21 protein-coding genes are annotated in these 21,268 nt (G+C 69.9%); 7 read left to right on the plus strand and 14 right to left on the minus strand.

Going from position 1 to position 21,268, the window contains the following annotated elements; all coding sequences use genetic code 11:
- Nucleotides 1–78 precede the first annotated feature (78 nt).
- From C882_RS04845 to C882_RS04865, 5 genes are all read right to left on the minus strand, one after another.
- Entirely contained in the window at nucleotides 79–696 is a 618-nt protein-coding gene (locus C882_RS04845; RefSeq protein WP_009539435.1) for a YeeE/YedE thiosulfate transporter family protein, read from the minus strand.
- Between the two features lie 12 nt (nucleotides 697–708).
- The gene (locus C882_RS04850; RefSeq protein WP_009539436.1) at nucleotides 709–1,224 is read right to left on the minus strand and encodes a YeeE/YedE thiosulfate transporter family protein; all 516 of its coding nucleotides are present in this window, start codon (nucleotides 1,222–1,224) and stop codon (nucleotides 709–711) included.
- 112 nt (nucleotides 1,225–1,336) lie between these two features.
- A complete protein-coding gene (locus tag C882_RS04855; protein WP_009539437.1) occupies nucleotides 1,337–2,716 on the minus strand; it encodes a tetratricopeptide repeat protein in 1,380 nt (459 codons plus the stop codon).
- 217 nt (nucleotides 2,717–2,933) lie between these two features.
- Nucleotides 2,934–3,386 (minus strand): thermonuclease family protein, encoded by a 453-nt coding sequence (locus C882_RS04860; RefSeq protein WP_043643611.1) that lies wholly within the window; start codon nucleotides 3,384–3,386, stop codon nucleotides 2,934–2,936.
- A 154-nt stretch (nucleotides 3,387–3,540) separates the two neighbouring features.
- Complete coding sequence (locus tag C882_RS04865; RefSeq protein WP_043643613.1) at nucleotides 3,541–3,774, minus strand: succinate dehydrogenase assembly factor 4; 234 nt, start codon at nucleotides 3,772–3,774, stop codon at nucleotides 3,541–3,543.
- A 105-nt stretch (nucleotides 3,775–3,879) separates the two neighbouring features.
- On the opposite strand from C882_RS04865, the gene htpX reads away from it, so the two are divergent.
- From htpX to C882_RS04880, 3 genes are all read left to right on the plus strand, one after another.
- Entirely contained in the window at nucleotides 3,880–4,767 is an 888-nt protein-coding gene (gene htpX / locus C882_RS04870) for a zinc metalloprotease HtpX (protein WP_009539440.1), read from the plus strand.
- A 92-nt stretch (nucleotides 4,768–4,859) separates the two neighbouring features.
- Nucleotides 4,860–6,212: an RsmB/NOP family class I SAM-dependent RNA methyltransferase gene (locus C882_RS04875; RefSeq protein ID WP_009539441.1), complete on the plus strand. Its 1,353-nt coding sequence runs from the start codon at nucleotides 4,860–4,862 to the stop codon at nucleotides 6,210–6,212.
- Nucleotides 6,213–6,415: 203 nt separating this feature from the next.
- Entirely contained in the window at nucleotides 6,416–6,655 is a 240-nt protein-coding gene (locus C882_RS04880; RefSeq protein ID WP_152415201.1) for an SRPBCC family protein, read from the plus strand.
- 10 nt (nucleotides 6,656–6,665) lie between these two features.
- Here C882_RS04880 and dapB read toward each other — a convergent pair whose 3' ends face one another.
- Nucleotides 6,666–7,472 (minus strand): 4-hydroxy-tetrahydrodipicolinate reductase, encoded by an 807-nt coding sequence (gene dapB, locus C882_RS04885; RefSeq protein ID WP_009539443.1) that lies wholly within the window; start codon nucleotides 7,470–7,472, stop codon nucleotides 6,666–6,668.
- Nucleotides 7,473–7,784: 312 nt separating this feature from the next.
- Between dapB and C882_RS04890 the strand changes: the two genes are divergently transcribed.
- Nucleotides 7,785–9,974, plus strand: coding sequence for an anthranilate synthase component I (locus C882_RS04890; RefSeq protein WP_009539444.1), 2,190 nt, complete (start codon nucleotides 7,785–7,787; stop codon nucleotides 9,972–9,974).
- 3 nt (nucleotides 9,975–9,977) lie between these two features.
- Here the strand turns inward: C882_RS04890 and C882_RS04895 are convergent, their stop codons facing one another.
- On the minus strand, nucleotides 9,978–10,568 hold the full coding sequence (locus C882_RS04895; protein WP_009539445.1) for a thiamine phosphate synthase: 591 nt from the start codon (nucleotides 10,566–10,568) through the stop codon (nucleotides 9,978–9,980).
- A 35-nt stretch (nucleotides 10,569–10,603) separates the two neighbouring features.
- On the opposite strand from C882_RS04895, the gene C882_RS04900 reads away from it, so the two are divergent.
- On the plus strand, nucleotides 10,604–11,290 hold the full coding sequence (locus tag C882_RS04900; protein WP_009539446.1) for a YggS family pyridoxal phosphate-dependent enzyme: 687 nt from the start codon (nucleotides 10,604–10,606) through the stop codon (nucleotides 11,288–11,290).
- 38 nt (nucleotides 11,291–11,328) lie between these two features.
- Here C882_RS04900 and C882_RS04905 read toward each other — a convergent pair whose 3' ends face one another.
- Nucleotides 11,329–11,769 (minus strand): MerR family transcriptional regulator, encoded by a 441-nt coding sequence (locus C882_RS04905; protein WP_009539447.1) that lies wholly within the window; start codon nucleotides 11,767–11,769, stop codon nucleotides 11,329–11,331.
- Nucleotides 11,770–11,860: 91 nt separating this feature from the next.
- Between C882_RS04905 and C882_RS04910 the strand changes: the two genes are divergently transcribed.
- Nucleotides 11,861–12,505: a cation transporter gene (locus C882_RS04910; RefSeq protein WP_009539448.1), complete on the plus strand. Its 645-nt coding sequence runs from the start codon at nucleotides 11,861–11,863 to the stop codon at nucleotides 12,503–12,505.
- A 9-nt stretch (nucleotides 12,506–12,514) separates the two neighbouring features.
- Here C882_RS04910 and holA read toward each other — a convergent pair whose 3' ends face one another.
- The 4 genes from holA to C882_RS04930 all read right to left on the minus strand — a co-directional run bounded on the left by holA (nucleotide 12,515) and on the right by C882_RS04930 (nucleotide 17,355).
- Nucleotides 12,515–13,543: a DNA polymerase III subunit delta gene (gene holA / locus C882_RS04915; protein ID WP_009539449.1), complete on the minus strand. Its 1,029-nt coding sequence runs from the start codon at nucleotides 13,541–13,543 to the stop codon at nucleotides 12,515–12,517.
- A complete protein-coding gene (gene lptE / locus C882_RS04920; RefSeq protein WP_009539450.1) occupies nucleotides 13,540–14,070 on the minus strand; it encodes an LPS assembly lipoprotein LptE in 531 nt (176 codons plus the stop codon). Before lptE ends, holA begins: the two co-directional genes overlap by 4 nt.
- Entirely contained in the window at nucleotides 14,067–16,697 is a 2,631-nt protein-coding gene (leuS, locus tag C882_RS04925) for a leucine--tRNA ligase (RefSeq protein ID WP_009539451.1), read from the minus strand. The genes lptE and leuS overlap by 4 nt, the downstream gene beginning before the upstream one ends.
- A gap of 70 nt (nucleotides 16,698–16,767) precedes the next feature.
- Nucleotides 16,768–17,355 carry a DUF3576 domain-containing protein gene (locus C882_RS04930; RefSeq protein WP_009539452.1) on the minus strand — a complete coding sequence of 196 codons (588 nt, stop codon included), beginning with the start codon at nucleotides 17,353–17,355 and terminating at the stop codon, nucleotides 16,768–16,770.
- 316 nt (nucleotides 17,356–17,671) lie between these two features.
- Between C882_RS04930 and C882_RS04935 the strand changes: the two genes are divergently transcribed.
- A complete protein-coding gene (locus C882_RS04935) occupies nucleotides 17,672–18,862 on the plus strand; it encodes a porin (RefSeq protein WP_009539453.1) in 1,191 nt (396 codons plus the stop codon).
- Nucleotides 18,863–19,296: 434 nt separating this feature from the next.
- Here C882_RS04935 and hslU read toward each other — a convergent pair whose 3' ends face one another.
- Together hslU and hslV are read right to left on the minus strand one after the other, a co-directional pair.
- Nucleotides 19,297–20,607, minus strand: a complete 1,311-nt coding sequence (hslU, locus tag C882_RS04940) for an ATP-dependent protease ATPase subunit HslU (protein WP_009539454.1) — start codon at nucleotides 20,605–20,607, stop codon at nucleotides 19,297–19,299.
- Nucleotides 20,604–21,155: an ATP-dependent protease subunit HslV gene (gene hslV, locus C882_RS04945; protein WP_009539455.1), complete on the minus strand. Its 552-nt coding sequence runs from the start codon at nucleotides 21,153–21,155 to the stop codon at nucleotides 20,604–20,606. The genes hslU and hslV overlap by 4 nt, the downstream gene beginning before the upstream one ends.
- Nucleotides 21,156–21,268 lie beyond the last annotated feature (113 nt).

The raw sequence follows: 21,268 nt of genomic DNA on the forward strand, positions 1-21,268 counted from the left end.
GCCGATCCGTCAGCGAAAAAAGGCCCGGCACCAGGGTGCCGGGCCGCAGTCGACCGGAGGTTGGGTTGGGAGCGGTGATCACTCCGCCGGATGCGCAAGCCCCGACGGGTGATGCGCGGACGACCCCGTGGGCACACCCGTGTAGTCGGTGCCCAGGTCGTCGCGCCACGGACGCCAGCGTTCCAGGAAAACCAGACCGCCGGCGATGACGGCCGCGAGGATGAGGGCCAACGCCCAGTAGGGCAGGCCGGTCATTTCCGCGATGGTAAGCTTGCCGGGCCCGCCCGAGAGCGCCGGACCCAGCACCGGTTCGGCGTAGCCATAAGCCATGGCGCCGAAGATGGCGCCGGCCAGGATGAACCAGCTGTCCTTGTATCCGGCGCCGATCTGGGCCAGCACCGTACCGGGGCAGGCGCCCGCAATGGCGATGCCGGCGCCGAAGATCAGGCCGCCGATCAGGTTGTTGAGGTATTCCGTGCCCTTGGGGTGCAGGGGCGCGAGGCCGCTGCCGTTGAGCACGGCCAGCACCACCAGGCCGGTGGCGATGGCGGTGAGGAACATCTTGAGCATGATCCAGCTGCGCAGCTGGAACTGTCCGATCATCACGCCGGGTTCGAAGACGCGCCCCTTTTCCAGCGCGATGCCGAAGACCAGGCCCATGGCGAGGCCCAGGATGACGAGCCAGAGAACGGTCATGGCGGAGCCTCCTTAGACCTTGCGGTACATCATGGCGACGGCGATGCCGCCGACGAACATGGCGACGATGGTCAGGATCGAGCCGACCGCCAGTTGTCCGACGCCGGAAATGCCGTGGCCGCTGGTGCAGCCGCCGGCCATGCGGGCGCCGAACAGCATGACGAAACCGCCGGCGAAGGCCATGGCCGCGCGCCCGCCGAATCCCGAGACGGGCAGGGCGGCCCGCCACAGCGGCGACATGCGCGGCCGGCGGGTCTTCGCCAGACGGGTGGAGATCAGGGCGCCCAGCGCGATGCCGACGACCAGCGCGCTCTGCCACGCGTACTTGGTCGACGTCATGTACTTGGCGAAATAATCCATGTCCCGCACCGCCGGGTCGAACACCGACGCCACGTAGCCAGCCACGGATACGAAGCTCGACGAGGCGCCCAGCGCCGTGTCGGCCAGCAGAAAGGCGGGAATTTGGAGCAGGCCGATCACCACGCCGGCGGCGTAGGGGGACCAGGCCTTGTCGGTCAGCGACAGCATCGCATCCTCCCGAGAACGTCTTTTGTATCCGCAAAGTCTAATATTAGAGCGGACGGATATGCAAGGCGTTCAGAGGGAGGACCGGATGTCCCGGGTCCCGGGTGCCGCGGTGTCAGCCGTCGGCCTTGGCGGGCTTGGCCTTGGCGCCCTCGGCGCCGCCCGCGTCGCCGGCGCGCATCTGCACAAGGCGCTCGACCCGGTGCAGGTTCTTTTTCGCGACCTGGGCGTTGCGGACGATCTTGTGTTCCTCGAACACGGCGACGGCCTCGCGGTAGGCGGCGGCGGCGGCGTTCAGGTCGGCCGGGCTGTTGGTGCGCTTGGATTTGGCGAACAGCGCCGCGCCGATGTTGTTTTGCAGGTTGGCCCAGAAGACCGGCGCCTTGGCCCGGCCATAGACCTTCGCCACACCCTGGAACACACCGACGGCCTGGTCGAGGAATTCGCCGGTGTGGGTGAATTCGCCCAGGGTGGTCAGCAGGCGCCCGACGCTGACCTGCATTTCCGCCCATTTTGCCGGATGGCTGGCCTTGGTCCAGACCGAGCACGCCAATTGGTAGGCCTGGACGGCCTCGCGCAGATGGGCGGTGCGGTTGTCGATCTGTCCGCGCCGCTGATAGATCCAGCCAAGAAGCGCCTGGATGGCGGCATATTCCTCGGGCATGGTCTCGCGGGTGATGATCGCCGACGCGGCCTGCGCCATGGTGGCGGCTTCCTCCATGCCGGCGCTGTCGCGGCCCTCGGCGGCAATGGCGGCAAGGGCGGCCGAGAGGTGGCAACGGATGCCGGCGACCATGGATTCGCCCAGTACCTCCGTCCCGTGGCCGAGGGCGCCGCGGTAGCGCTGTACGGCCTGCTCCACATCCGCCATGCTGTTGCGCAAGGTCGGGTGCAGGGCCAGGTTGCCGAGCCATGCCTGGCCGGCAGGCATGCAGCTTTGCGGCAGGCCGTTGCGGGCCAGCACACGCATCCCGGCGGTGACGGCGGCGCGGAAACTGTCGGCGCGCGCCTTGCGGATGTCGTCGTCGGCGGGGCGGGCGGCGGCCAGCACCAGCATTTCCAGAACGTCCGCCTGTTCGTCGGTCAGGTCGGCGGGCAGGTCCAGGTGTTCGGTCGGCAGCGGCGCGCCGGACCCGAATTCCATGGGGGCGGGCAGGGTGACGAAGCGGATGCGCAGGACGCCGCGCCCGATCTCGCTCCACAGCAGGACCTCGGCGCCGGCCTTGTCCAGGGCGTTGCGGCCGGCCTGGGCGGCGGAGGCGATGCGCGCGGGAAGCTCGGTGCCCGAGGCGACCGCGCGGGGGTGCAGGTCGACGGTCAGGCTGGTGCGTCCGGCCAGGGCCTGATGCAGGTGTTGCTGCAGGCTGCCGGTGTCGTCGCCGGTCACGGGCGCGATCAGAACGCGCACCGGTCCCGCGGCGACGGGCCGCTTCGGCGCGGCCGGCTGCGCGGACGTGCGTCCACCACCCACCAGGCGGCGGAAATTGTCGAACAAGGCCATATGTCCCCCGTGACCGGAATGGCGCGCCGATCCGATCAGGTGACCGGCACGCATACCCCCTACGATGGAACTATGCCACAAAGTTGAGTTGGTTCAAGTGATTGCCATCATAGGACAAGCGCACCATCCGTGCGTGCCGGTCAGTCCGTCAGGCCGACGAGGGACGAGGGCGAGGGGCGAGGGCGGACGGCGGTGGCGTCCGGCGGAGGTGTCACTCGCACCACGATTCGCGGCGCCCGCCCTCATAGGGGCGGGCAAGGCCGGCATCGGTGAGGACGCGGGCGAGGTCGCGCCCGCTGGCGTCGGCGACGCGGGCGAGTACCCGGCCGCCGAACTTGTCCTGCTCGATGCCGGTCAGCATGACCACGCCGCCCACGGTTTCCACCGCGTCTTCCAGGGCCGCGCGGGCGGCCTGGGCGCGCTGCTTCTCCTCGTCGCAGCGCCCGCGCATTTCGGGAGCGTCGATGCCTGCCAGCCGCACGATGGTCTCGACGTCCTGCGACAGCCAGATGCGCGCCTTCACGCGCAGCGAATCTCCGTCGATGACGTCGACCACCCGGGCCTCTACAGGCCCGGGCAGGGCATCGGCCCAGGCGGCGGTGACGGGAACGGCGGCCACCGCGGCGGACAGGATAAGGCGGAGAAGGGTCTTGCGACTCACCATGGCTCCCGGCTCCCAATTACTCTCTTTAAGAGAGAATACCGCGAGAACAATCTTAAAGGGAGTCAAAAGTGTATCTGCGTCTATAGAACATTACAAGAACAAAAAGCGCCGCAACACCGTTGCGCAATGAAAATGAAACCCGTACGCCGGTCGGTCAGAAGTCTGAGACGCGGCCCTTGCGCTCCCAGTCCCCATAGCGGGTGGGCTCGGGCCCCCGCGGACCACCGACCTCGTCCTCCTGCGACGGCGGCATGTCGCGCAGGTTGACCTTGCGCACCCCGGACGTGCCGGCCTCGCGCTCCGCGGCGGCCGTCTCGGTCTGGTCGGCAGGGGCGGCACCGGCTTCCTCGGCGGCGGCGGGATCGATCTTTTGGTCCTTCTCGGACATGGCGAAATCCTTGGTACTGGCGGGTTGCTGCACTGCGGCATGCCTCTTGATCGACGGCGCGCCGCACACTATTCATGAATACGGATATAGCGATGGGAGAGTCCCATGAACACCCTTCGCGTCGGTCTTCTGCTCGCCGCCATGACCGCCCTGTTCCTGGTGGTCGGCTGGCTGATCGGCGGCACCGCGGGCATGGTCGTCGCCCTGGTGGTCGCGACAGGCATGAACGCCTTCGCCTACTGGAATTCCGACCGCATGATCCTGCGCATGTACAAGGCGCGGGAAGTCGACGCCCACACGGCGCCGCAGCTTTACGGCATCGTGGAGCGACTGGCCCACCGGGCGGACCTGCCCATGCCGCGCGTCTACGTGATCGAGAGCGCCCAGCCCAATGCCTTCGCCACCGGCCGCAACCCGCGGAATGCGGCCGTCGCGGCCACGACGGGGCTTCTGCGCCTGCTGAACGCCGAGGAACTGGCCGGGGTCATGGCGCACGAGCTGGCGCACGTGAAGCACCGCGACATCCTGACGGGCACCATCACGGCGACGCTGGCCGGCGCCATCGGCATGCTGGCCAACTTCGCCCTGTTCTTCGGCGCCACGTCCAACGACGAGGAGGGCAGCCCCCTCGGGTTCGTGGGGCTGCTGCTCATGTCCATCCTGGCGCCGCTGGCGGCCATGATCGTGCAGATGGGCGTCAGCCGCTCGAACGAGTACGCCGCCGATGCCGCCGGCGCCGAGATCTGCGGTCAGCCCCTGTGGCTGGCGAGCGCGCTGGAAAAGCTGGAAACCGGCACGCGGGCCATCGACAACGTCCGGGCCGAGAACAACCCCGGCACGGCGCACCTGTTCATCGTCAACCCGCTGCACGCCCACGCCGTGGACAGCCTGTTCTCCACCCACCCCAAAACCGCCAACCGCATCGCCCGCCTGCGCCAGATGGCCGGGACCGACGGCCTGGGAACGCTCGCCGCCACCGGCCCCTGGGGTTGACGCGCATCCATTTCTTTTTCGCAACGAACCGGTGCCCCGGCTGTCCTCGGGTTGTCCTTGTGGCGCCGGGCCGATCGGCGTAAAGAGCCTGCATGACCGACCGCCGCCGACCCTCCGACCCCGCGTCCGCCCACTCCCGCAAGGGGGCCGTCAGGGCACCGCGCCCGCCGCGCGATCCTGTACTGGCCGCGCGCCATGCCGCCGTGCGCCTGCTGCAGGCGGTGCTTGACGACGGCCGGGCGCTGGATGAGCCCTTCGAGACGGAAACCCGCCTGCTCGAACCCCGCGACCGCGCCTTCGTGCGCCTGCTGGTGACCACGACTCTGCGGCGCCTGGGGCAGATCGACGGCGTGCTGAAGGCCTTCCTGCAGCGCCCGATCGCCCGCCGGCACGGTGCGGTGAAGCACGTCCTGCGGCTGGCGGCGGCGCAGATCCTGGTGCTGGAGACGCCGGCGCATGCCGCCGTCGACACCTCGGTGGAGCTGACGAAGTTCCTGAACGCCCCCGGCCTGACGGGGCTGGTGAACGCGGTCACCCGGCGTCTCGCGCGGGACGGGGCTGCGGTCCTGGCGGACCAGGACGTGCGCCTGAACACGCCCCGCTGGCTGTGGCAGACGTGGCTGGAGGCCTACGGTGAGGCCGCCGCCCGGCGCATCGCCGAGGCCCACCTCCACGAACCGCCGCTCGACATCACCGTCAAGGCCGACGCGCCGGGCTGGGCGGAGCGGCTGGAGGCGGAGGTGCTGCCGACCGGCTCGCTGCGCCGGCGCGGCCCCGGCATGGTCGCAAGCCTGCCCGGCTACGACGAGGGCGCCTGGTGGGTGCAGGATGCCGCCGCCACACTGCCGGCGCGCCTGCTGGGCGACGTGGCGGGAAAGACGGTGGTCGACCTGTGCGCCGCACCGGGCGGCAAGACCGCCCAACTGGCCGCCGCCGGCGCGCATGTGATCGCCGTCGACCGCTCCGGCGCCCGGCTGGCGCGCCTGCACGACAACATGGCACGGCTCGGGCTCGCCGACCGGGTGACGGTGGTGGAGGCCGACGCGACGACCTGGCGGCCGGACACGCCCGTGGACGCCGTGCTGCTGGACGCGCCCTGTACCGCCACCGGAACGATCCGCCGCCACCCCGAAGCCCTGCGCCTCAAGAAGGCCGCCGATGCCGAGGCGTTGACGGCGCTGCAGGATGCGCTGCTGGCGGCGTCGGCCGAGATGGTGACGCCCGGCGGCACGGTGGTCTACTGCGTCTGCTCGCTTCAGCCCGAGGAAGGGGCGGCGCGCCTGGCGGGGGCGGCGGGGCTGGCGGTCGATCCGGTCCGGCCGGAGGAGATCGGCGGCCTGGCGGAGTGCGTCACGGCCGAGGGATACCTGCGGACTCTGCCGTTTCACCTGGGCGAGGCCGGCGGCATGGACGGGTTTTTCGCCGCCCGCCTGATCCGGACCTGACCCCCGGGCCGCTCCTTCGAGGTAAGATCATCCCCGACCATCGTAGCGGGCGTTGCCGCAAGGGTTGATGCGCGGATGCGGACGTGCGCCGTGGCTGCCCCCTATGGGGCATTGCCGCCGAAGTCATACTCTAATACCGTCAAATCCTTGTTCCGCGATACCGCCGCAACAGGGAGGCCGGGCAAATGTTCGCAGACGGATTCTTGAAGTCTCTTCTTGACGATTATGGCGGAAAGGTCGAATTCGACATGCCGCCGTCCGATCAGGCCGGAGACGAAACCGATGACGACGGCTGGAGCGTCTCGTTCGACGTGCGCGGGGCGGAAAACCACGGCGCCGGCAGCACCGGTTTCACGCTGACGGCCTCGCTGGAAACGCCGGGCGCCGACGCCTCGGTTTCCGTCACCGGAACCATCGACGACGTCGACGCCTGGTGGGCGTGAGGCTCCGTCCTCAGTCCACGGCCAGGCCCAGGACGTCGAACATGGAATACTTGCCGGGGGCGCGGCCGTCGCACCACAGGGCGGCGCGCACCGCGCCCTTGGCGAAGACGGTCCGGTCGCTGGCCTTGTGGGTCAGTTCCACCCGCTCGCCGTCGGCGGCGAAGACCACCGTGTGATCGCCCACCACGTCGCCGCCGCGCAGGGTGGCGAAGCCGATGTCTCCGGCCTGGCGCGGCCCGGTGTGGCCCTCGCGCGCCCAGACGGCGGCCTCGTCCAGCGCCACGCCGCGCCCGGCCGCCGCCGCACGGCCCAGGCCGAGCGCCGTGCCCGAGGGCGCATCGACCTTGTGACGATGGTGCATCTCGACGATTTCGATGTCGTAATCAATCCCCAGCGTGGCGGCGACCTTCCGGGTCAGGGCGAACAGCAGGTTGACGCCGACGCTCATGTTGGGGGCGAGCACGATGGGGGTCTTCTCGCCCAGACGCCCGATTTCGGCCTCCTGCTCCGCCGACAGGCCGGTGGTGCCGATGATGAGCGCGGTGCCGGCCTCGGCGGCGAGTTCGGCATGGCGCATGGTGGGCTCGGGCCGGGTGAAGTCGATCACCGCGTCGGCGGCCTGGAACAGGGCCTTCGGGTCGGCCGAGACGGTGACGCCGGCGTCCTCGGCGCCGACCAGCGCACCCAGGTCGCGGCCGATGGCGGGGCTGCCCTCGGGCTCGGTGCCGCCGGCAAGCTCCGCGCCATCGGTCTTCAGCACCTCGCGCACCAGCATCTGCCCCATGCGGCCGGCGCAGCCGACGATCCCGATCTTCATGGCCTGTCTCCGTATCCGTAGTCGTGTTGCCCGTGGTGTCAGCGTTATAGCAACAGCGGCGCGTGCTTGACACCCGCCGCGATGCCGCGCACTGTTCGGGGCATGAGCACGCACGCGATCCATACCGCCCTCTGCACGGGCCGTTGGTGGCGCCCCGACTGACGGGGCGGCCGACCACTCGCGCGCAAGCACGACACGCCGCCTCGGGGACGAGGCGGCTGTTTCTTTTTCCGAAGCATCACGCGGGCCCTGCCTGGGCCGTCTCTCCCCGGATCGAGAGTTTCGACCACCGAGAGAGAGAGACACCGACCCATGACAGAGCCCTCGCCCACCCCCTACCGCACCGCCGGCGGCCTGGCCGTGCGCCGCGCCGTGACGCCGCTGCCTTACGCCGGGGCCACCGAACCACTCGCCGCAGCCCTGGACCGCCGGCCGGGAGTCCTCTTGGCGTCGTCCTACGAGTTTCCCGGCCGCTACAGCCGTTTCGATCTGGGATTCCGCGATCCGCCGCTGGTGCTGACGGCGCGGGGACGGGCGATCGGCGTGCGCGCCCTGAACGATCGGGGCCGCGTGCTGCTGCCGGCGGTGGCTGCCGCCTTCGACGGCCAGGCCCATCTCGGGCACGTGACGGCCGATGGCGACCGCGTCACGGCCACCGCCGCCGCGCCGCCGGAGCGTTTCGCCGAGGAGGACCGCAGCCGCCAGCGCTCGGCCTTCTCCGCCGTCCGGGCGCTGACCGAGCTGTTCGGCAGCCCCGAGGACCCGCTGCTCGGCCTCTACGGCGCCTTCGGCTATGACATCGCGCTGGCCTTCGAGCGCATCCCCCACCGCCTGCCGCGCCCGGCCGATCACCGCGACATGGTGCTCTACCTGCCCGATTCGGTGACCTGGGTGGACCATGCGGCGCGGCGGGCGATCCGCGTCGACTACGATGTCACCGCCCCCGACGGCACGGCGACCGACGGCCTGCCGCGCGCGGTGGCCGACGATCCCTTCGTCGCCGCGCCCGACCGGCCCGTGAAGGACGACATGGCCGACGGCGCTTACGCCCGGATCGTTTCGCAGGCGATACCGCGGTTCGCGCGCGGAGAGATGTTCGAATGCGTCCCCGGCCGCGTCTTCCGCCGGCCGGCCGCCACGGCGCCGTCGGTGCTGTTCCACCGGCTCAAGCGGCGCAATCCGGCGCCCTACGGGTTCCTCATGAACCTGGGCGGCGGTGAGCATCTGGTGGGGGCAAGCCCCGAGATGTACGTCCGCGTCACCGGCGGACGGGTGGAAACCTGCCCCATATCGGGCACCATCAGGCGCGGCGCCGATGCGCTGGAGGACGCCGAGAACGTCCGCAAGCTGCTCAACTCCGCCAAGGACGAGGCGGAGCTGACCATGTGCACCGACGTCGACCGCAACGACAAGGCCCGCGTCTGCGACCCCGCCAGCATCCGGGTCATCGGGCGGCGGCAGGTGGAGATGTACTCGCGCCTGATCCACACCGTCGACCATGTGGAGGGCCGCCTGCGGGCCGGCTATGACGCCCTGGACGCCTTCCTGACCCACTGCTGGGCGGTCACCGTCACCGGCGCGCCCAAGCGGGCGGCCATGGCCCATATCGAGGCCGTGGAGCAGAGCCCGCGCGCCTGGTACGGCGGGGCGGTCGGCATGGTCGGCTTCAACGGCGACATGAACACCGGCCTGACGCTGCGCACCATCCGGCTGAAGGACGGCGTGGCGGAGGTGCGCGCCGGCGCGACGCTGCTGTTCGACAGCGATCCGGCGGCGGAAGAGGCGGAAACGGTGCTCAAGGCGAGTGCGCTTCTCGACGTGCTGGACCGCGACGATGCCGCCGCCGCGTCCGCGTCCGCGTCTGCGCCCGCGCCGGCGTCCGCGCCACTGCTGCCGGGGGCGGGACTGCGCGTGCTGCTGGTCGACCACGAGGACAGCTTCGTCCACACCCTGGCGGGCTACCTGCGGGCGGCGGGGGCGGAGGCCGTCACGCACCGCGCCGGGTTCGATCCGGCGCTGCTCGACGACCTCGCGCCCGACCTGGTGGTGCTTTCGCCCGGTCCGGGGCGGCCGGCGGATTTCGATCTGTCGGGGACCCTGTCGGCGGTGCTGGCGCGCGGGCTGCCGGTGTTCGGCGTCTGCCTGGGCCTGCAGGGCATCGTGGAGCATTTTGGCGGCACCCTCGGGCAACTGCCGACGCCGGTGCACGGGAAGCCCTCGACCGTGCAGCTGAAGGCCGGCGATCCGCTGTTCGCGGGGCTGCCGGAGACGGTGACCGTGGGACGCTACCACTCCCTGTACGCCGCGGCGCTGCCCGAAACGCTGGAGGCGACGGCGCGCAGCGAGGACGGCATCGTCATGGCGGTGCGGCACCGCACCCTGCCGGTCTGCGCCGTGCAGTTCCACCCCGAAAGCCTGCTGACCAGCCGCGGCGACGCCGGCGCGGCCATGGTCGCCAACCTGTTCCGCGCGCTGGAAAAGGGGCGTCGGCAAGCCGCCTAGGGCTCAGGCGAGGCCGGTGCCGGCCCATCCGGCCACACCGGCCAGCCGCCGCACGCGGTGCGGGCTCATGCCGCCCAGCGCCATCACCGGCCGGGGCGCCGTGCGCGCCCACAGGCTCGCGCGCCAGGGGCCGAGGGTGGCGGCCCCGGGATGGCTGGCCGTCGGAAACACCGGCGACAGCAGCGCCGCGTCGGCCTTCAGGCGGCCGGCGATGGCGAGCGCGCTGCGATCGTGTGCGGCGATGGTGAGCAGGCCCCCCGTCCGCCGGCGCCACAGCAGGGCAGGGGAGAGGATGCCGTGGCGGGCCAGGCCCTCGGGCAGGTGCAGGCCGTCGGCCCCCAGCCGCGCGGCAAGGCGCCAGTCGCCGGCCACCAGAAAGCTGATCCCGCGCCGGCGGCAGACGGCGGCGAGGTGCACGCCCAGGCTTTCGCGGTCCGGCGCCTCGTAATGGCGGAAGACGATGGCCGCGCCGCGCGGCAGCGTCGCGGCCACGGCCGCCGGATCGGGCATGCGGCGCGTGTCGGTGACGGTCAGGGTGGGGACGCGGCGCGTCTTTGCGCCGGCGCGGCGGCTTGCTAAGGTGCGGGTCTTCATGCCCCCGATCCTAGCCACGGACCCGATCCCGCGCCATGACCGCTGACGATTTCGATTCCGCCGCCGCCCTTTCCGAGGTCAAGGAGGCCATCGCCACGGCCGAACGCGACGCCGCCCGGCGCGAAGGCTCGGTGACGCTGGTGGCCGTTTCCAAGGTGCACGGGGCGGATCGCATCGTGCCGGTGCTTCAGGCCGGACACCGCGTCTTCGGCGAGAACCGCGTGCAGGAGGCGCAGGGCAAGTGGCCGGCGCTGAAGGAGCGGTTCGCGGGTGTGGAACTGCACCTGATCGGTCCGTTGCAATCCAACAAGGCGGGCGACGCCGTCGCCCTGTTCGACGTGATCGAGACGGTCGACCGGGAAAAGATCGCCAGGGCGCTCGCCGCCGAGATGGACAGGCAGGGCCGCCGCGTGCCCGTGCTGGTGCAGGTCAACACGGGGAAGGAGCCGCAGAAGGCCGGCATCGACCCCGAGGACGCCGACGCCTTCATCGCCCGCTGCCGCGACGACTACGGGCTGGAGGTGCGCGGCGTCATGTGCATTCCGCCTGTGGACGAGGAACCCGCCCTGCATTTCGCCCTGCTGCGCGAGATCGCCCGCCGCAACGGCCTGCCGGTCCTGTCCATGGGCATGAGCGACGACTACCCCACGGCCATCGCCCTGGGCGCGACCCATGTGCGCGTCGGCACGGCGGTATTCGGGCACCGCCCGGTGAAAGGGTAGGCGCGGGGCGGGCAGGGGAGGCCGCCGCGGCCGCCCGGTCAGGGCGCCGGCGGATGATCGTCGGCCAGGCATTTGTCGTGGTCGGACAGGATCTCGATCACGCGGCACCGGTCGACCGTTCCGCACTCGCAATGCTCCGTCATGCGCTCCAGTTCGGCTTCCAGAAGCTTGAGCCGCTGGATGCGGTGGCGCACCGACTCCAGGTTCCGGCGCGCGATGCGATCGGCCTCCGCGCAGGAGGCCGTCGGCGTTTCCGTCAGCCCCAGCAGATCCCGGATGTCGTCGAGCGGGAACCCCAGGTCGCGGGCATGGCGGATGAAGGTCAGGCGCTCGGCGTGGTGACGGGTGTAGACCCGCTGGTTGCCGGCCGTGCGCGCCGGCGGCGGCATGAGGCCCACCTGCTCGTAATAGCGGATGGTCGGAACCTTGCAGCCGCTGGCCTGCGCCAGCCGGCCGATGGAGAACGTGGGGTCGGCCATGAGTCGCATTTTCCGCTTGAAGCTATAGCGACTAGAGAATTTAGGGTGCCGGCAATGAAGGTCAAACCCGTGAAACGCTGAGGAGCCGACCATGGCCGGTCAATGCTGCGGCGCCAACGCCCGATTCGACGGCACGTCGCGCGCCTACCGCCGCGTGTTGTGGGCCGTCATCGCCATCAACGCCACCATGTTCGTCGTCGAGATGGCGGCGGGCCTGGCGGCGCGGTCCCAGGCGCTGCAGGCCGACGCGCTGGATTTCCTGGGCGATTCGGCAACCTACGGCATCAGCCTCGCCGTCATCGGCATGGCGGCGACGGTGCGGGCCAAGGCGGCGCTGGTGAAGGGCATCAGCCTGTCGATCATGGGGCTGTGGGTGCTGGGCAGCACCCTTTACCGTGTCACCGTGCTGGGCACGCCCGAGGCGCCGGTGATGGGCGCCATCGGTTTCCTGGCGCTGCTGGCCAACCTGGGCAGCGTGCTTCTGCTCATGCGCTGGCGCAACGGCGACGCCAATGTGCGGTCGGTGTGGCTGTGCAGCCGCAACGACGCCATCGGCAACGTGGCGGTGATGCTGGCCGCCAGCGGCGTCTGGGCCACCGGAACCGGCTGGCCGGACGTGATCGTCGCGGCGATCATGGCGGGGCTGTTCCTGTGGTCGGCGGTCCAGATCATCGGCCAGGCCCGCCGGGAACTGGCCGATGCCGCCACGGCGTCGGCGTCGGCGCCGGCGGAGTAGAACGCCGGGTCAGCGCCGCCGACCGGCCGCCCGCGCCACCTGCATCAGCGCGCGGGCGCACATTTCCTCGGCCGGCAGGCCGGTGGACTTGCAGTCGATTTCCGCCTCCAGCAGCAGGTCCAGGGCCTGGCCGATCAGCGGCACAGTCCAGCGCCGCATCTGGCCCTGGAAGCGGTTGGCGACCTTGAAGAACACCGGCGGGCGCAGCGACTTCATGGCCGCCTCGGGGCTTTTGCCGGCCTCCACGGCGCCGACGGCCAGGTGCAGGCGCTGGAAATGACGCTGCACCATGCGCAGGATCTGCACCGGGTTGGTGCCTTCGCGGAACAGGCGGTCGAGCATGCGCTGCGTGCCGGCGACGTCGCCATCGGCGACGGCGTTGCTCAGGTCGTCCAGGCCGAGCGATGCCGAATCGCCGACACAGGCCGCGGCGTCCTCCAGCGTCACCTCGCCGCCGGCCGCACCCTTGTAGAGCACCAGCTTCTCCAGCTCGGCGCGGGTCAGTTGCCGGTCGCCGCCCAGGTGCGAGAGCAGGAAGGCCATGGCGTCCGCCGAGGTCCGCAGGCCCGCCGCCCCCAGGGTGTCGCGCACCACCGTCTCCAGCCCCGCGCCCTCGTCGGCGTAGCACGGCAGGGCCGCGGCGATGTCGGCGCCCTCGCACAGTTTGCGCAGCGACGACGACTTGGCCAGGTCGCCGGCCTGGAGGATGACCAGCGAATCGCCCTTGGGGTCCTCGATGAACGGCTTCACGCGGGCCGTGACGGCGTCGGCGGCGTCGCGCAGGCGCACGACGCGCCGTCCGCCCGTCAATGCCATGGCGGCGGCCTCGTCGGCCAGACGCGACGGATCTTCCTTGAGCGTCGCGGCGGTCAGGTCGGCGACGCGGAAGGGGTCGGACGGGTCGTCGACAACGGCGCGCGTCAGCTTGTCCACGCGCTCGCGCACAAGGCCGGTGTCGGGGCCGTAGACCAGCACCACCCGGACCTTGGGATCGGGCCGGGCGACGAAGGCCTCGATGCGCCCGCCGGTGAGCTTCACGCCTCCTCCTGCTCCACGAAGAACGCGGACAGGCGGTTGACGATCTGCTGGGCGACGTCTTCGGCGGCCCGGCGCTCGGCATCCTCGCGCGAGACGATGGCGGCGTACTGGTCGTCCAGGATGTTGTAGCTGGCGATGGACCGCGCGGTCTTCTGCAGCACCCGCTCGTCGCCGCGTGTCAGCTCGTAGTCGACGGTATAGAAGATGTTGGCGCGGGTTGCGGTGGCGTCCTTGCGGATGCCGACCTCGGTGCTTGTCAGATCGGCCGAGAAGGTGAGGGTGTAGACCTTGGGCACGTTCCGCCCCGCCGCCGCCACCTGGCGCTCGATCTCGGTGCGCATGATCTGGCCGACGCGGTCGCCCGCCCGGCCGACGCGGATCGCGGCCAACTGGCGCGAGACCGTGCCGTTGCGGGCGCCGCCCCCGTACATGGGCTGGTAGCCGCAGGCTGCGGTGGCGAGCGCCAGGCCCGCCGCCCCGGCGCCGCGCAGCAGGGCGCGGCGCGTGGTCAGGCCGCGGCCGCTCATTTCGCCGCCACCACGTTGACGATCTTGCCGGGCACGACGATCACCTTGCGCGGCGGCTTGCCGCCCAGCTGCGCCTGCACGTTGGGCAGGTCCAGCGCCAGCTTTTCCGCCTCGTCCTTGGGGCAGTCCTTGGGCACCTCGATGGTGCCGCGCAGCTTGCCGTTGACCTGCACGGCCAGCGTGACGGTGGCGTCCACCAGCATGGACGGGTCGGCCTTGGGCCACGGCGTTTCCGCCAGGATGGTGTCGTGGCCCAGGCGCTGCCAGATCTCCTCGGCGATGTGCGGCGTCATGGGGTTGAGCAGCCGCACCACCGTTTCCAGACCGAACCTGACGGCGGCGGGGTCGGCCTTGCCGTCCTTGACGGCATCGGCGACGGCGTTGGTCAGTTCGCGCACGCGGGCGACGACGGTGTTGAAGCGCAAGGCCTCCAGGTCGGCCGTGACGCCGTCGATGGTCTTGTGGGCGGCCTTGACAAGCGCCAGCGACTCGTCCGCCGCGCCCTCGGGCGACGGGCCGCCGGGCACGGCGGGGCCCAGGTCCATCCCGGAGCCCACGGCGAGGCGCCACAGGCGGTTGAGGTAGCGCCAGGCGCCCTCGATGCCGGCGTCGGACCAGTCCAGATCGCGGTCCGGCGGGCTGTCGGACAGCATGAACAGGCGCGCGGCGTCGGCCCCGTAGGTGTCGATGATGTGGGTGGGGTCGACGGTGTTGCGCTTGGACTTGGACATCTTCTCCGATCGGCCCACCGTGATGGGCGCGCCGTCGGAGACGCGCTTGGCGGTGCCGTCGGGCAGCTTGTCCACGTCCCCCGGCTCGACCCACTTGCCGTTCGGGTCCTTGTAGGTTTCGTGGTTGATCATGCCCTGGGTGAACAGGCCGGCGAAGGGCTCGGCGGCCGACAGGTAGCCGCAGTCCCGCAGCGCGCGGGTGAAGAAGCGCGAGTACAGCAGGTGAAGCACCGCGTGCTCGATACCGCCGATGTACTGGTCGACGGGCAGCCAGTGGTCGGCGCGCGCCTTGGAGAAGCCCACCGAGTCGTTGGTCGGGTCGGCGAATCGGGCGAAGTACCACGACGACTCGAAGAAGGTGTCGAAGGTGTCCGTCTCGCGCCGGGCCGCCTTGCCGCAGGTGGGGCAGTCGACGTGCTTCCAGGTGGGGTGATGGTCCAGCGGGTTGCCCGGCGTGTCGAAGGACACGTCCTCGGGCAGTTCCACGGGCAGCTGGTCCTCGGGCACGGGAACGGCGCCGCAGCTGTCGCAGTGGATGATGGGGATGGGGCAGCCCCAGTAGCGCTGGCGGGAGACACCCCAGTCGCGCAGGCGGAACTGGATGGTGCCGGTGCCCTTGTCCAGCGTCTCCAGCTTTTCGATGGCGGCCCGCTTGGCGGTTTCCGTGTCCATGCCGTCCAGGAAGCCCGAGTTCACGGCGACGCCGGGATCGGTGTAGGCTTCGGTCGCGTGCACCGCCATCTCGCGCGAGAAGGTGTCCACGTCGGCGTCCGTCGGCGCCACGACGGCCTTGACCGGCAGCTTGTATTTGCGGGCGAAGTCCATGTCGCGCTGGTCGTGGCCGGGGCAGGCGAAGATGGCGCCGGTGCCGTACTGCATCAGCACGAAGTTCGCCACCCACACCGGCAACTCCCACGAGGGGTCCAGGGGGTGGCGGACCGTCAGGCCGGTCTCGTAGCCCTTCTTCTCGGCGGTCTCGATGGCCTCTTCCGAGGTGCCGATGCGGTCGCACTCGGCGATGAAGTCCTTGAGCTTCGGGTCACGCTCGGCCAGCGCCGCCGCCAGCGGGTGGTGCGGCGACAGGGCGACAAAGCTGGCGCCGAACAGCGTGTCCGGGCGGGTGGTGAAGACCTCCACGTGCGGCAGGTCGTAGGCCAGCTTGCCGGCCGGCTGCGCCACGATGTCGAAGTTGACGCGCGCGCCCTCCGACTTGCCGATCCAGTTGTGCTGCATGGTCCGGACCTTCTCCGGCCAGCGCGGCAGGTCGTCCAGCGCGGCCAGCAGGTCGTCGGCGTAGTGGGTGATCTTGAGGAACCACTGGTTCAGCTCGCGGCGCTCCACGGGCGCGCCGGAGCGCCAGCCCTTGCCGTCGATCACTTGCTCGTTGGCGAGCACGGTGTTCTCCACCGGGTCCCAGTTGACCCAGCTTTTCTTGCGGTAGGCGAGGCCGGCCTTCAGGAAATCCAGGAACATCTTCTGCTCGTGCCGGTAGTACTCCGGCTCGCAGGTGGAGATTTCCCGGCTCCAGTCGATGGACAGGCCCATGGGCTTGAACTGGTCGCGCATGGCCGTGATGTTCTCGCGCGTCCACTTCCCCGGATGCACGCCGCGCTCGATGGCGGCGTTTTCCGCCGGCAGGCCGAAGGCGTCCCAGCCCATGGGATGCAGCACCGCATGGCCCTGGGCGCGCTTGGCGCGGGCCACCACGTCGCCCAGCGTGTAGTTGCGCACGTGCCCCATGTGGATGCGCCCTGAGGGGTAGGGGAACATCTCCAGCACGTAGTACTTGGGCCTGTACTGGTCCTCGGTGGCGGTGAAGCAGCCGCGGTCGTCCCAGACCTTCTGCCACTTTTCCTCGGTTTCCTTGACGGTGTAGCGGTCGTCGGGACGCGACATCGTGGGCAACTTCCTGCTTGGGTCTGTGTGGAACGTGTCGGGCGAAGAAGGCCGGCGCGGGCGGCGCCGGTCAGCCTTCGTTGGAGGCCATGCGCAGTTCGCGGGCACGCATCAGCACGGCGTCCTCAAGCTCGGTGGAGACGCCCGGCGCGACCGGCGCGTCCACCCAGCCGCCGTTCTGCGGGTCGCGGACCTGGCGGAAGACGGTGACCTTCAGGCCGTCGGCGCGCAGCTCGCGGCCCAGGATGTAGGCGTTGGCCTTGAAGCGCTCTCCGGGCGTGGCGGGGTCGGCGTACCAGTCGGTGATGATGACGCCGCCGAAGGGATCGGCGGAAACCAGCGGCATGAACGACACGGTGTCCAGCGTCGCACGCCACAGCCAGGCGTTGACGCCGATGCCGGTGCCGCCGCCGTTGGAGTCCGTGTCGTCGCCGAACAGGTTCAGCCCGCCCTGGCCGAAGACCGTCTCGCGTTCCTCAAAGGACTCACGCATGGTCTGCATCTCGTAGGTCCCGCCGGGATTTTTCCGGCGTTCCTTGTCCGTCGGGAACACCGCCTGGGTCTGGCTGCAGGCGGCGAGCGCCACCACGGCGGCCAGCGACACCAGGACGCTGCGGACGGCGGGGGTGCGGCGGCGGGCGCTGAACGTGGTCTTCATGAACTCTCTCTCATCATGCGACATGCGGTCCGCGACGGCGGCCGGTCCCGTTTGCGGGTCCGGCGACCGTGTCGGCCACCTTTATATACCGCGCGCGAGGCAAGGGCGCGAGAGCCGACTGGCCGAAGGGGTTGTTGCAGCGCTGCCACAGTGTGCAGAAAAGAACACGTTTCTCCGGATCGGCGAATTGACCTTTCTCATACCTCGTGGCTAATTGTCCACCGTAGCCGCTGGGGAGAAGCCTCCATGGGGGTCCCCCGGCGGGATATCAGTTTCGGCTTTGCAAACACGATTTGCGAGAGAAGAGGAAGACATCATGAAGAAGGTCCTGCTTGGCACCTCCGCGCTGATCGCCGCGGCTGCCGTTTCCGCTCCGGCCATGGCCCAGGAGCAGATCCAGCTCGGCATCGGCGGTAAGATGGAGCAGTACTTCGGCGTCACGTCGATGGACGACAACGACTACACCGGCGTCCCGGCGACCGTCGAGAGCACCTCGACCGGCATCAACACCGACACCGAGGTGTACTTCACCGGCGCCACCACCCTGGACAACGGCCTGACCGTCGGTGCCGTGATCCAGCTCGAGGCCGGTGTCGGCGCCGCCGGTGCTGACGAGCAGTACGCCTACATCGAAGGCGCCTTCGGTCAGATCGTCGCCGGTCAGCGCAACGGCGTGAACGGCATCCTGGCCCACGACGCCCCGCAGTTCGGCATTGCCGAGACCGACGTCATGGGCTTCGTGACCTGGAACGGCGTCGCCAACAACCACTTCAACCCGGCCGGCTACACGCAGAACTACTTCCGCGGCGCCACCTCGGGCACCTTCACCGACACCACCATCTCCAGCGATGACGCGTCGGTGTCCTACATCACCCCGACCCTGGCTGGCTTCTCCGCCGGTCTGACCTGGACCCCGAACCCGGGCGGTGCGCTGCAGGCTGACCAGAACGCTGGTTCCAGCAACCAGTGGGAAGCTGCCATCGCCTACAACGGTGAGTTCTCGGGTGTCGGCATCGGCGCCGACGTCGCCTACATCACCGACGACGGCCAGAACGTCCCCGGCGGCACCGACGCCGACGACCAGACCATGTGGCGCGCCGGCCTGGTGCTGTCCTACGCCGGCTTCCAGCTGGGCGGCAGCTACATGAACGTCGACGACGTGAACCGCACCGCCAGCACCCCGACCGTCGCGTTCGAGGACGAGCACACCGCCTGGAACGTCGGCGCTGGCTACGAGACCGGCCCGTACGGCGTGTCCGTGACCTACAGCCGTGCCATCCTGGACTTCGACTCGGCCGCCGCTGGCGTCGCCCAGATCGACGAGGACAGCTACGAGCAGGTCATGCTGAACGGCACCTACGACCTGGGCCCCGGCATCACCGCCGCCGGTTCGGTGTTCTGGGCCGAGGGTGAGCGCGACTTCAACGCCGTCGCCAACACCGCCGGCACGGCCGACGTGTCGCGCGATGGCACCGGCGGCATCGTCGCCCTGCAGCTGTCCTTCTAATCGAAGGCTGCTTCAGAACAGTCAAGGGAAGGGAGCGGCATTCGCCGCTCCCTTTTCCTTTTCCGGCATGACGAAGGCGGGTGCTCCCCTGGCGGAGGCGCCCGCCTTCGTCATGCGTCATGTATGCCGTGGCTGGTTTTATCCCAGCGCGCCACGCTGCCCACAGCAGAACGCTGTCGCGCTCGGGGCGGCAGCCCCAAGCCCCGCTTCATGGGCGCGCCACGCGCCCACACCCGCGATCTGATGGCGGCTCAGCGAAGTCGCAAACGCCTTCGCCAGCGGCCGTCCCGTTCATCATTGAAAAACTGGATGGTTTGGAAGGCCGGGCCTTCCAAGCGGGCGCGGGCGGCAGCCCGCTTGCCGACGGCAAAATAAAAGAAGGCCGGTGCCCTTCCGGGTACCGGCCTTTCCCGTCGCGATGAACGACGCTGCGGTCAGAGGATGAACTTGCTCAGGTCGCCCTTCTCCGCCAGGCCGCCGACGCGCTCGTGCACCAGCTCGGGTGTGATGGGCACGGTTTCCCCGGTGCGGTCGGAGGCCGTGAAGCTGATCTCTTCCAGCAGGCGCTCCATCACCGTGTGCAGGCGGCGGGCGCCGATGTTTTCCACCGACTTGTTGATGTCGGCGGCGAGGCCGGCGATGGCGTCGATGGCGTCGTCCTGGAAGTCGAGCGTCAGGCCTTCGGTCTCCATCAGCGCCTTGTACTGCTTGATGAGGCTGGCCTCGGGCTCGGTCAGGATGCGCTTGAAGTCGTCCTTGGTCAGCGCCTTCAGTTCCACGCGGATGGGCAGGCGGCCCTGCAGCTCGGGCAGCAGGTCCGACGGCTTGGCCAGGTGGAAGGCGCCCGAGGCGATGAACAGGATGTGGTCGGTCTTCACCGTGCCGTGCTTGGTGGCGACGGTGGTGCCCTCGATCAGCGGCAGCAGGTCGCGCTGCACGCCTTCACGGGAGACGTCGCCGCCGCGGGCATCGGACCGCGCGGTGATCTTGTCGATCTCGTCCAGGAAGACGATGCCGTTGTTCTGCACCGATTCGATGGCCTCGCGCGTGACCTCTTCCTCGTCCAGCAGCTTGTCGCTTTCCTCGCGCACCAGCACGTCATAGCTGTCGCGCACCATCATCTTGCGCGGCTTCTGGCGGCCGCCGAAGGCCTTGCCGAACAGGTCGTTGAGGTTGAGCATCCCCATCTGGGCGCCCGGCATGCCTGGAATGTCCATGGTGGGAAGCTGGCCGGCGCCGGTGTCCTGCACCATGACCTCGATCTCGCGGTCGTTCAGCTCGCCCTCGCGCAGCATCTTGCGGAACTTCTGCCGCGTCTCCTTGCTGGCGTTCTGGCCGACCAGGGCGTCGATGACCCGTTCCTCGGCGTTCAGCTCGGCCTTGGCGAGGACCGACTTGCGCAGGCGGTCACGGGTGTCGTTGATGGCGATTTCCACCAGGTCGCGGACGATGCTTTCCACGTCGCGGCCGACATAGCCCACTTCCGTGAACTTGGTCGCCTCCACCTTCAGGAAGGGAGCCTGCGCCAGCTTCGCCAGCCGGCGGGCGATCTCCGTCTTGCCGACGCCCGTCGGGCCGATCATCAGGATGTTCTTGGGCAGCACTTCCTCGCGCAGGCCCTCGGGCAGCTGCTGGCGGCGCCAGCGGTTGCGCAGCGCGATGGCGACGGCGCGCTTGGCCTCGCCCTGGCCGACGATGAAGCGGTCCAGCTCCGAGACGATTTCGCGGGGGGAGAAACTGGTCATAGCGCTTCCACCGTGAGGTTGTCGTTGGTGTAGATGCAGATGTCGCCGGCGATCTTCATGGCCTTGCGGGCGATGTCCTCGGCCTCCATGCCGTCCACGTCCACCAGCGCGCGGGCGGCGGACAGGGCGAAGGCGCCGCCCGAGCCGATGCCGATCAGGCCGTCCTCGGGCTCCAGCACGTCGCCGTTGCCGGTCAGCACCAGCGAGACGTCGGCGTCGGCAACCGCCATCATGGCTTCCAGCCGGCGCAGGTAGCGGTCGGTCCGCCAGTCCTTGGCAAGCTCCACGCAGGCGCGGGTGAGCTGGCCCGGATGCTGCTCCAGCTTGGCCTCCAGGCGTTCGAACAAGGTGAAGGCATCGGCCGTGGCGCCGGCGAACCCGGCGATGACGCTGCCGTCGGCCAGGCGGCGGACTTTGCGCGCGTTGGCCTTCATGACCGTGTTGCCGAAGGAAACCTGCCCGTCGCCGGCAATGACGACGCGGCCGTTCTTGCGCACGGACAGAATGGTGGTGCCGTGCCAGGTGATGTCGGAAGAATCTTGGCTCATGGAACCCGCTGCGGTTGGTGGGTCCGAACGGCCGCCCGGGCGGGGGCCGTGGCTTGGAATGAGCCGGAAGATGGGAAGATGCGGGCTCGGGGTCAACCCTGCCGAGGAGCGCA

The organism is Caenispirillum salinarum AK4 (genome assembly GCF_000315795.1).
Classification (GTDB): domain Bacteria; phylum Pseudomonadota; class Alphaproteobacteria; order Rhodospirillales; family Rhodospirillaceae; genus Caenispirillum; species Caenispirillum salinarum.

Excerpts from the sequence above, each read along its gene's own strand:
- C882_RS04845 (WP_009539435.1), bottom strand. The coding sequence starts at position 696 with ATGACCGTTCTCTGGCTCGTCATCCTGGGCCTCGCCATGGGCCTGGTC.
- C882_RS04850 (WP_009539436.1), bottom strand. The coding sequence starts at position 1,224 with ATGCTGTCGCTGACCGACAAGGCCTGGTCCCCCTACGCCGCCGGCGTG.
- C882_RS04860 (WP_043643611.1), bottom strand. The coding sequence starts at position 3,386 with ATGGTGAGTCGCAAGACCCTTCTCCGCCTTATCCTGTCCGCCGCGGTG.
- C882_RS04865 (WP_043643613.1), bottom strand. The coding sequence starts at position 3,774 with ATGTCCGAGAAGGACCAAAAGATCGATCCCGCCGCCGCCGAGGAAGCC.
- htpX (WP_009539440.1), top strand. The coding sequence starts at position 3,880 with ATGAACACCCTTCGCGTCGGTCTTCTGCTCGCCGCCATGACCGCCCTG.
- C882_RS04875 (WP_009539441.1), top strand. The coding sequence starts at position 4,860 with ATGACCGACCGCCGCCGACCCTCCGACCCCGCGTCCGCCCACTCCCGC.
- dapB (WP_009539443.1), bottom strand. The coding sequence starts at position 7,472 with ATGAAGATCGGGATCGTCGGCTGCGCCGGCCGCATGGGGCAGATGCTG.
- C882_RS04890 (WP_009539444.1), top strand. The coding sequence starts at position 7,785 with ATGACAGAGCCCTCGCCCACCCCCTACCGCACCGCCGGCGGCCTGGCC.
- C882_RS04895 (WP_009539445.1), bottom strand. The coding sequence starts at position 10,568 with ATGAAGACCCGCACCTTAGCAAGCCGCCGCGCCGGCGCAAAGACGCGC.
- C882_RS04900 (WP_009539446.1), top strand. The coding sequence starts at position 10,604 with ATGACCGCTGACGATTTCGATTCCGCCGCCGCCCTTTCCGAGGTCAAG.
- C882_RS04905 (WP_009539447.1), bottom strand. The coding sequence starts at position 11,769 with ATGGCCGACCCCACGTTCTCCATCGGCCGGCTGGCGCAGGCCAGCGGC.
- C882_RS04910 (WP_009539448.1), top strand. The coding sequence starts at position 11,861 with ATGGCCGGTCAATGCTGCGGCGCCAACGCCCGATTCGACGGCACGTCG.
- lptE (WP_009539450.1), bottom strand. The coding sequence starts at position 14,070 with ATGAGCGGCCGCGGCCTGACCACGCGCCGCGCCCTGCTGCGCGGCGCC.
- leuS (WP_009539451.1), bottom strand. The coding sequence starts at position 16,697 with ATGTCGCGTCCCGACGACCGCTACACCGTCAAGGAAACCGAGGAAAAG.
- C882_RS04930 (WP_009539452.1), bottom strand. The coding sequence starts at position 17,355 with ATGAAGACCACGTTCAGCGCCCGCCGCCGCACCCCCGCCGTCCGCAGC.
- C882_RS04935 (WP_009539453.1), top strand. The coding sequence starts at position 17,672 with ATGAAGAAGGTCCTGCTTGGCACCTCCGCGCTGATCGCCGCGGCTGCC.
- hslU (WP_009539454.1), bottom strand. The coding sequence starts at position 20,607 with ATGACCAGTTTCTCCCCCCGCGAAATCGTCTCGGAGCTGGACCGCTTC.
- hslV (WP_009539455.1), bottom strand. The coding sequence starts at position 21,155 with ATGAGCCAAGATTCTTCCGACATCACCTGGCACGGCACCACCATTCTG.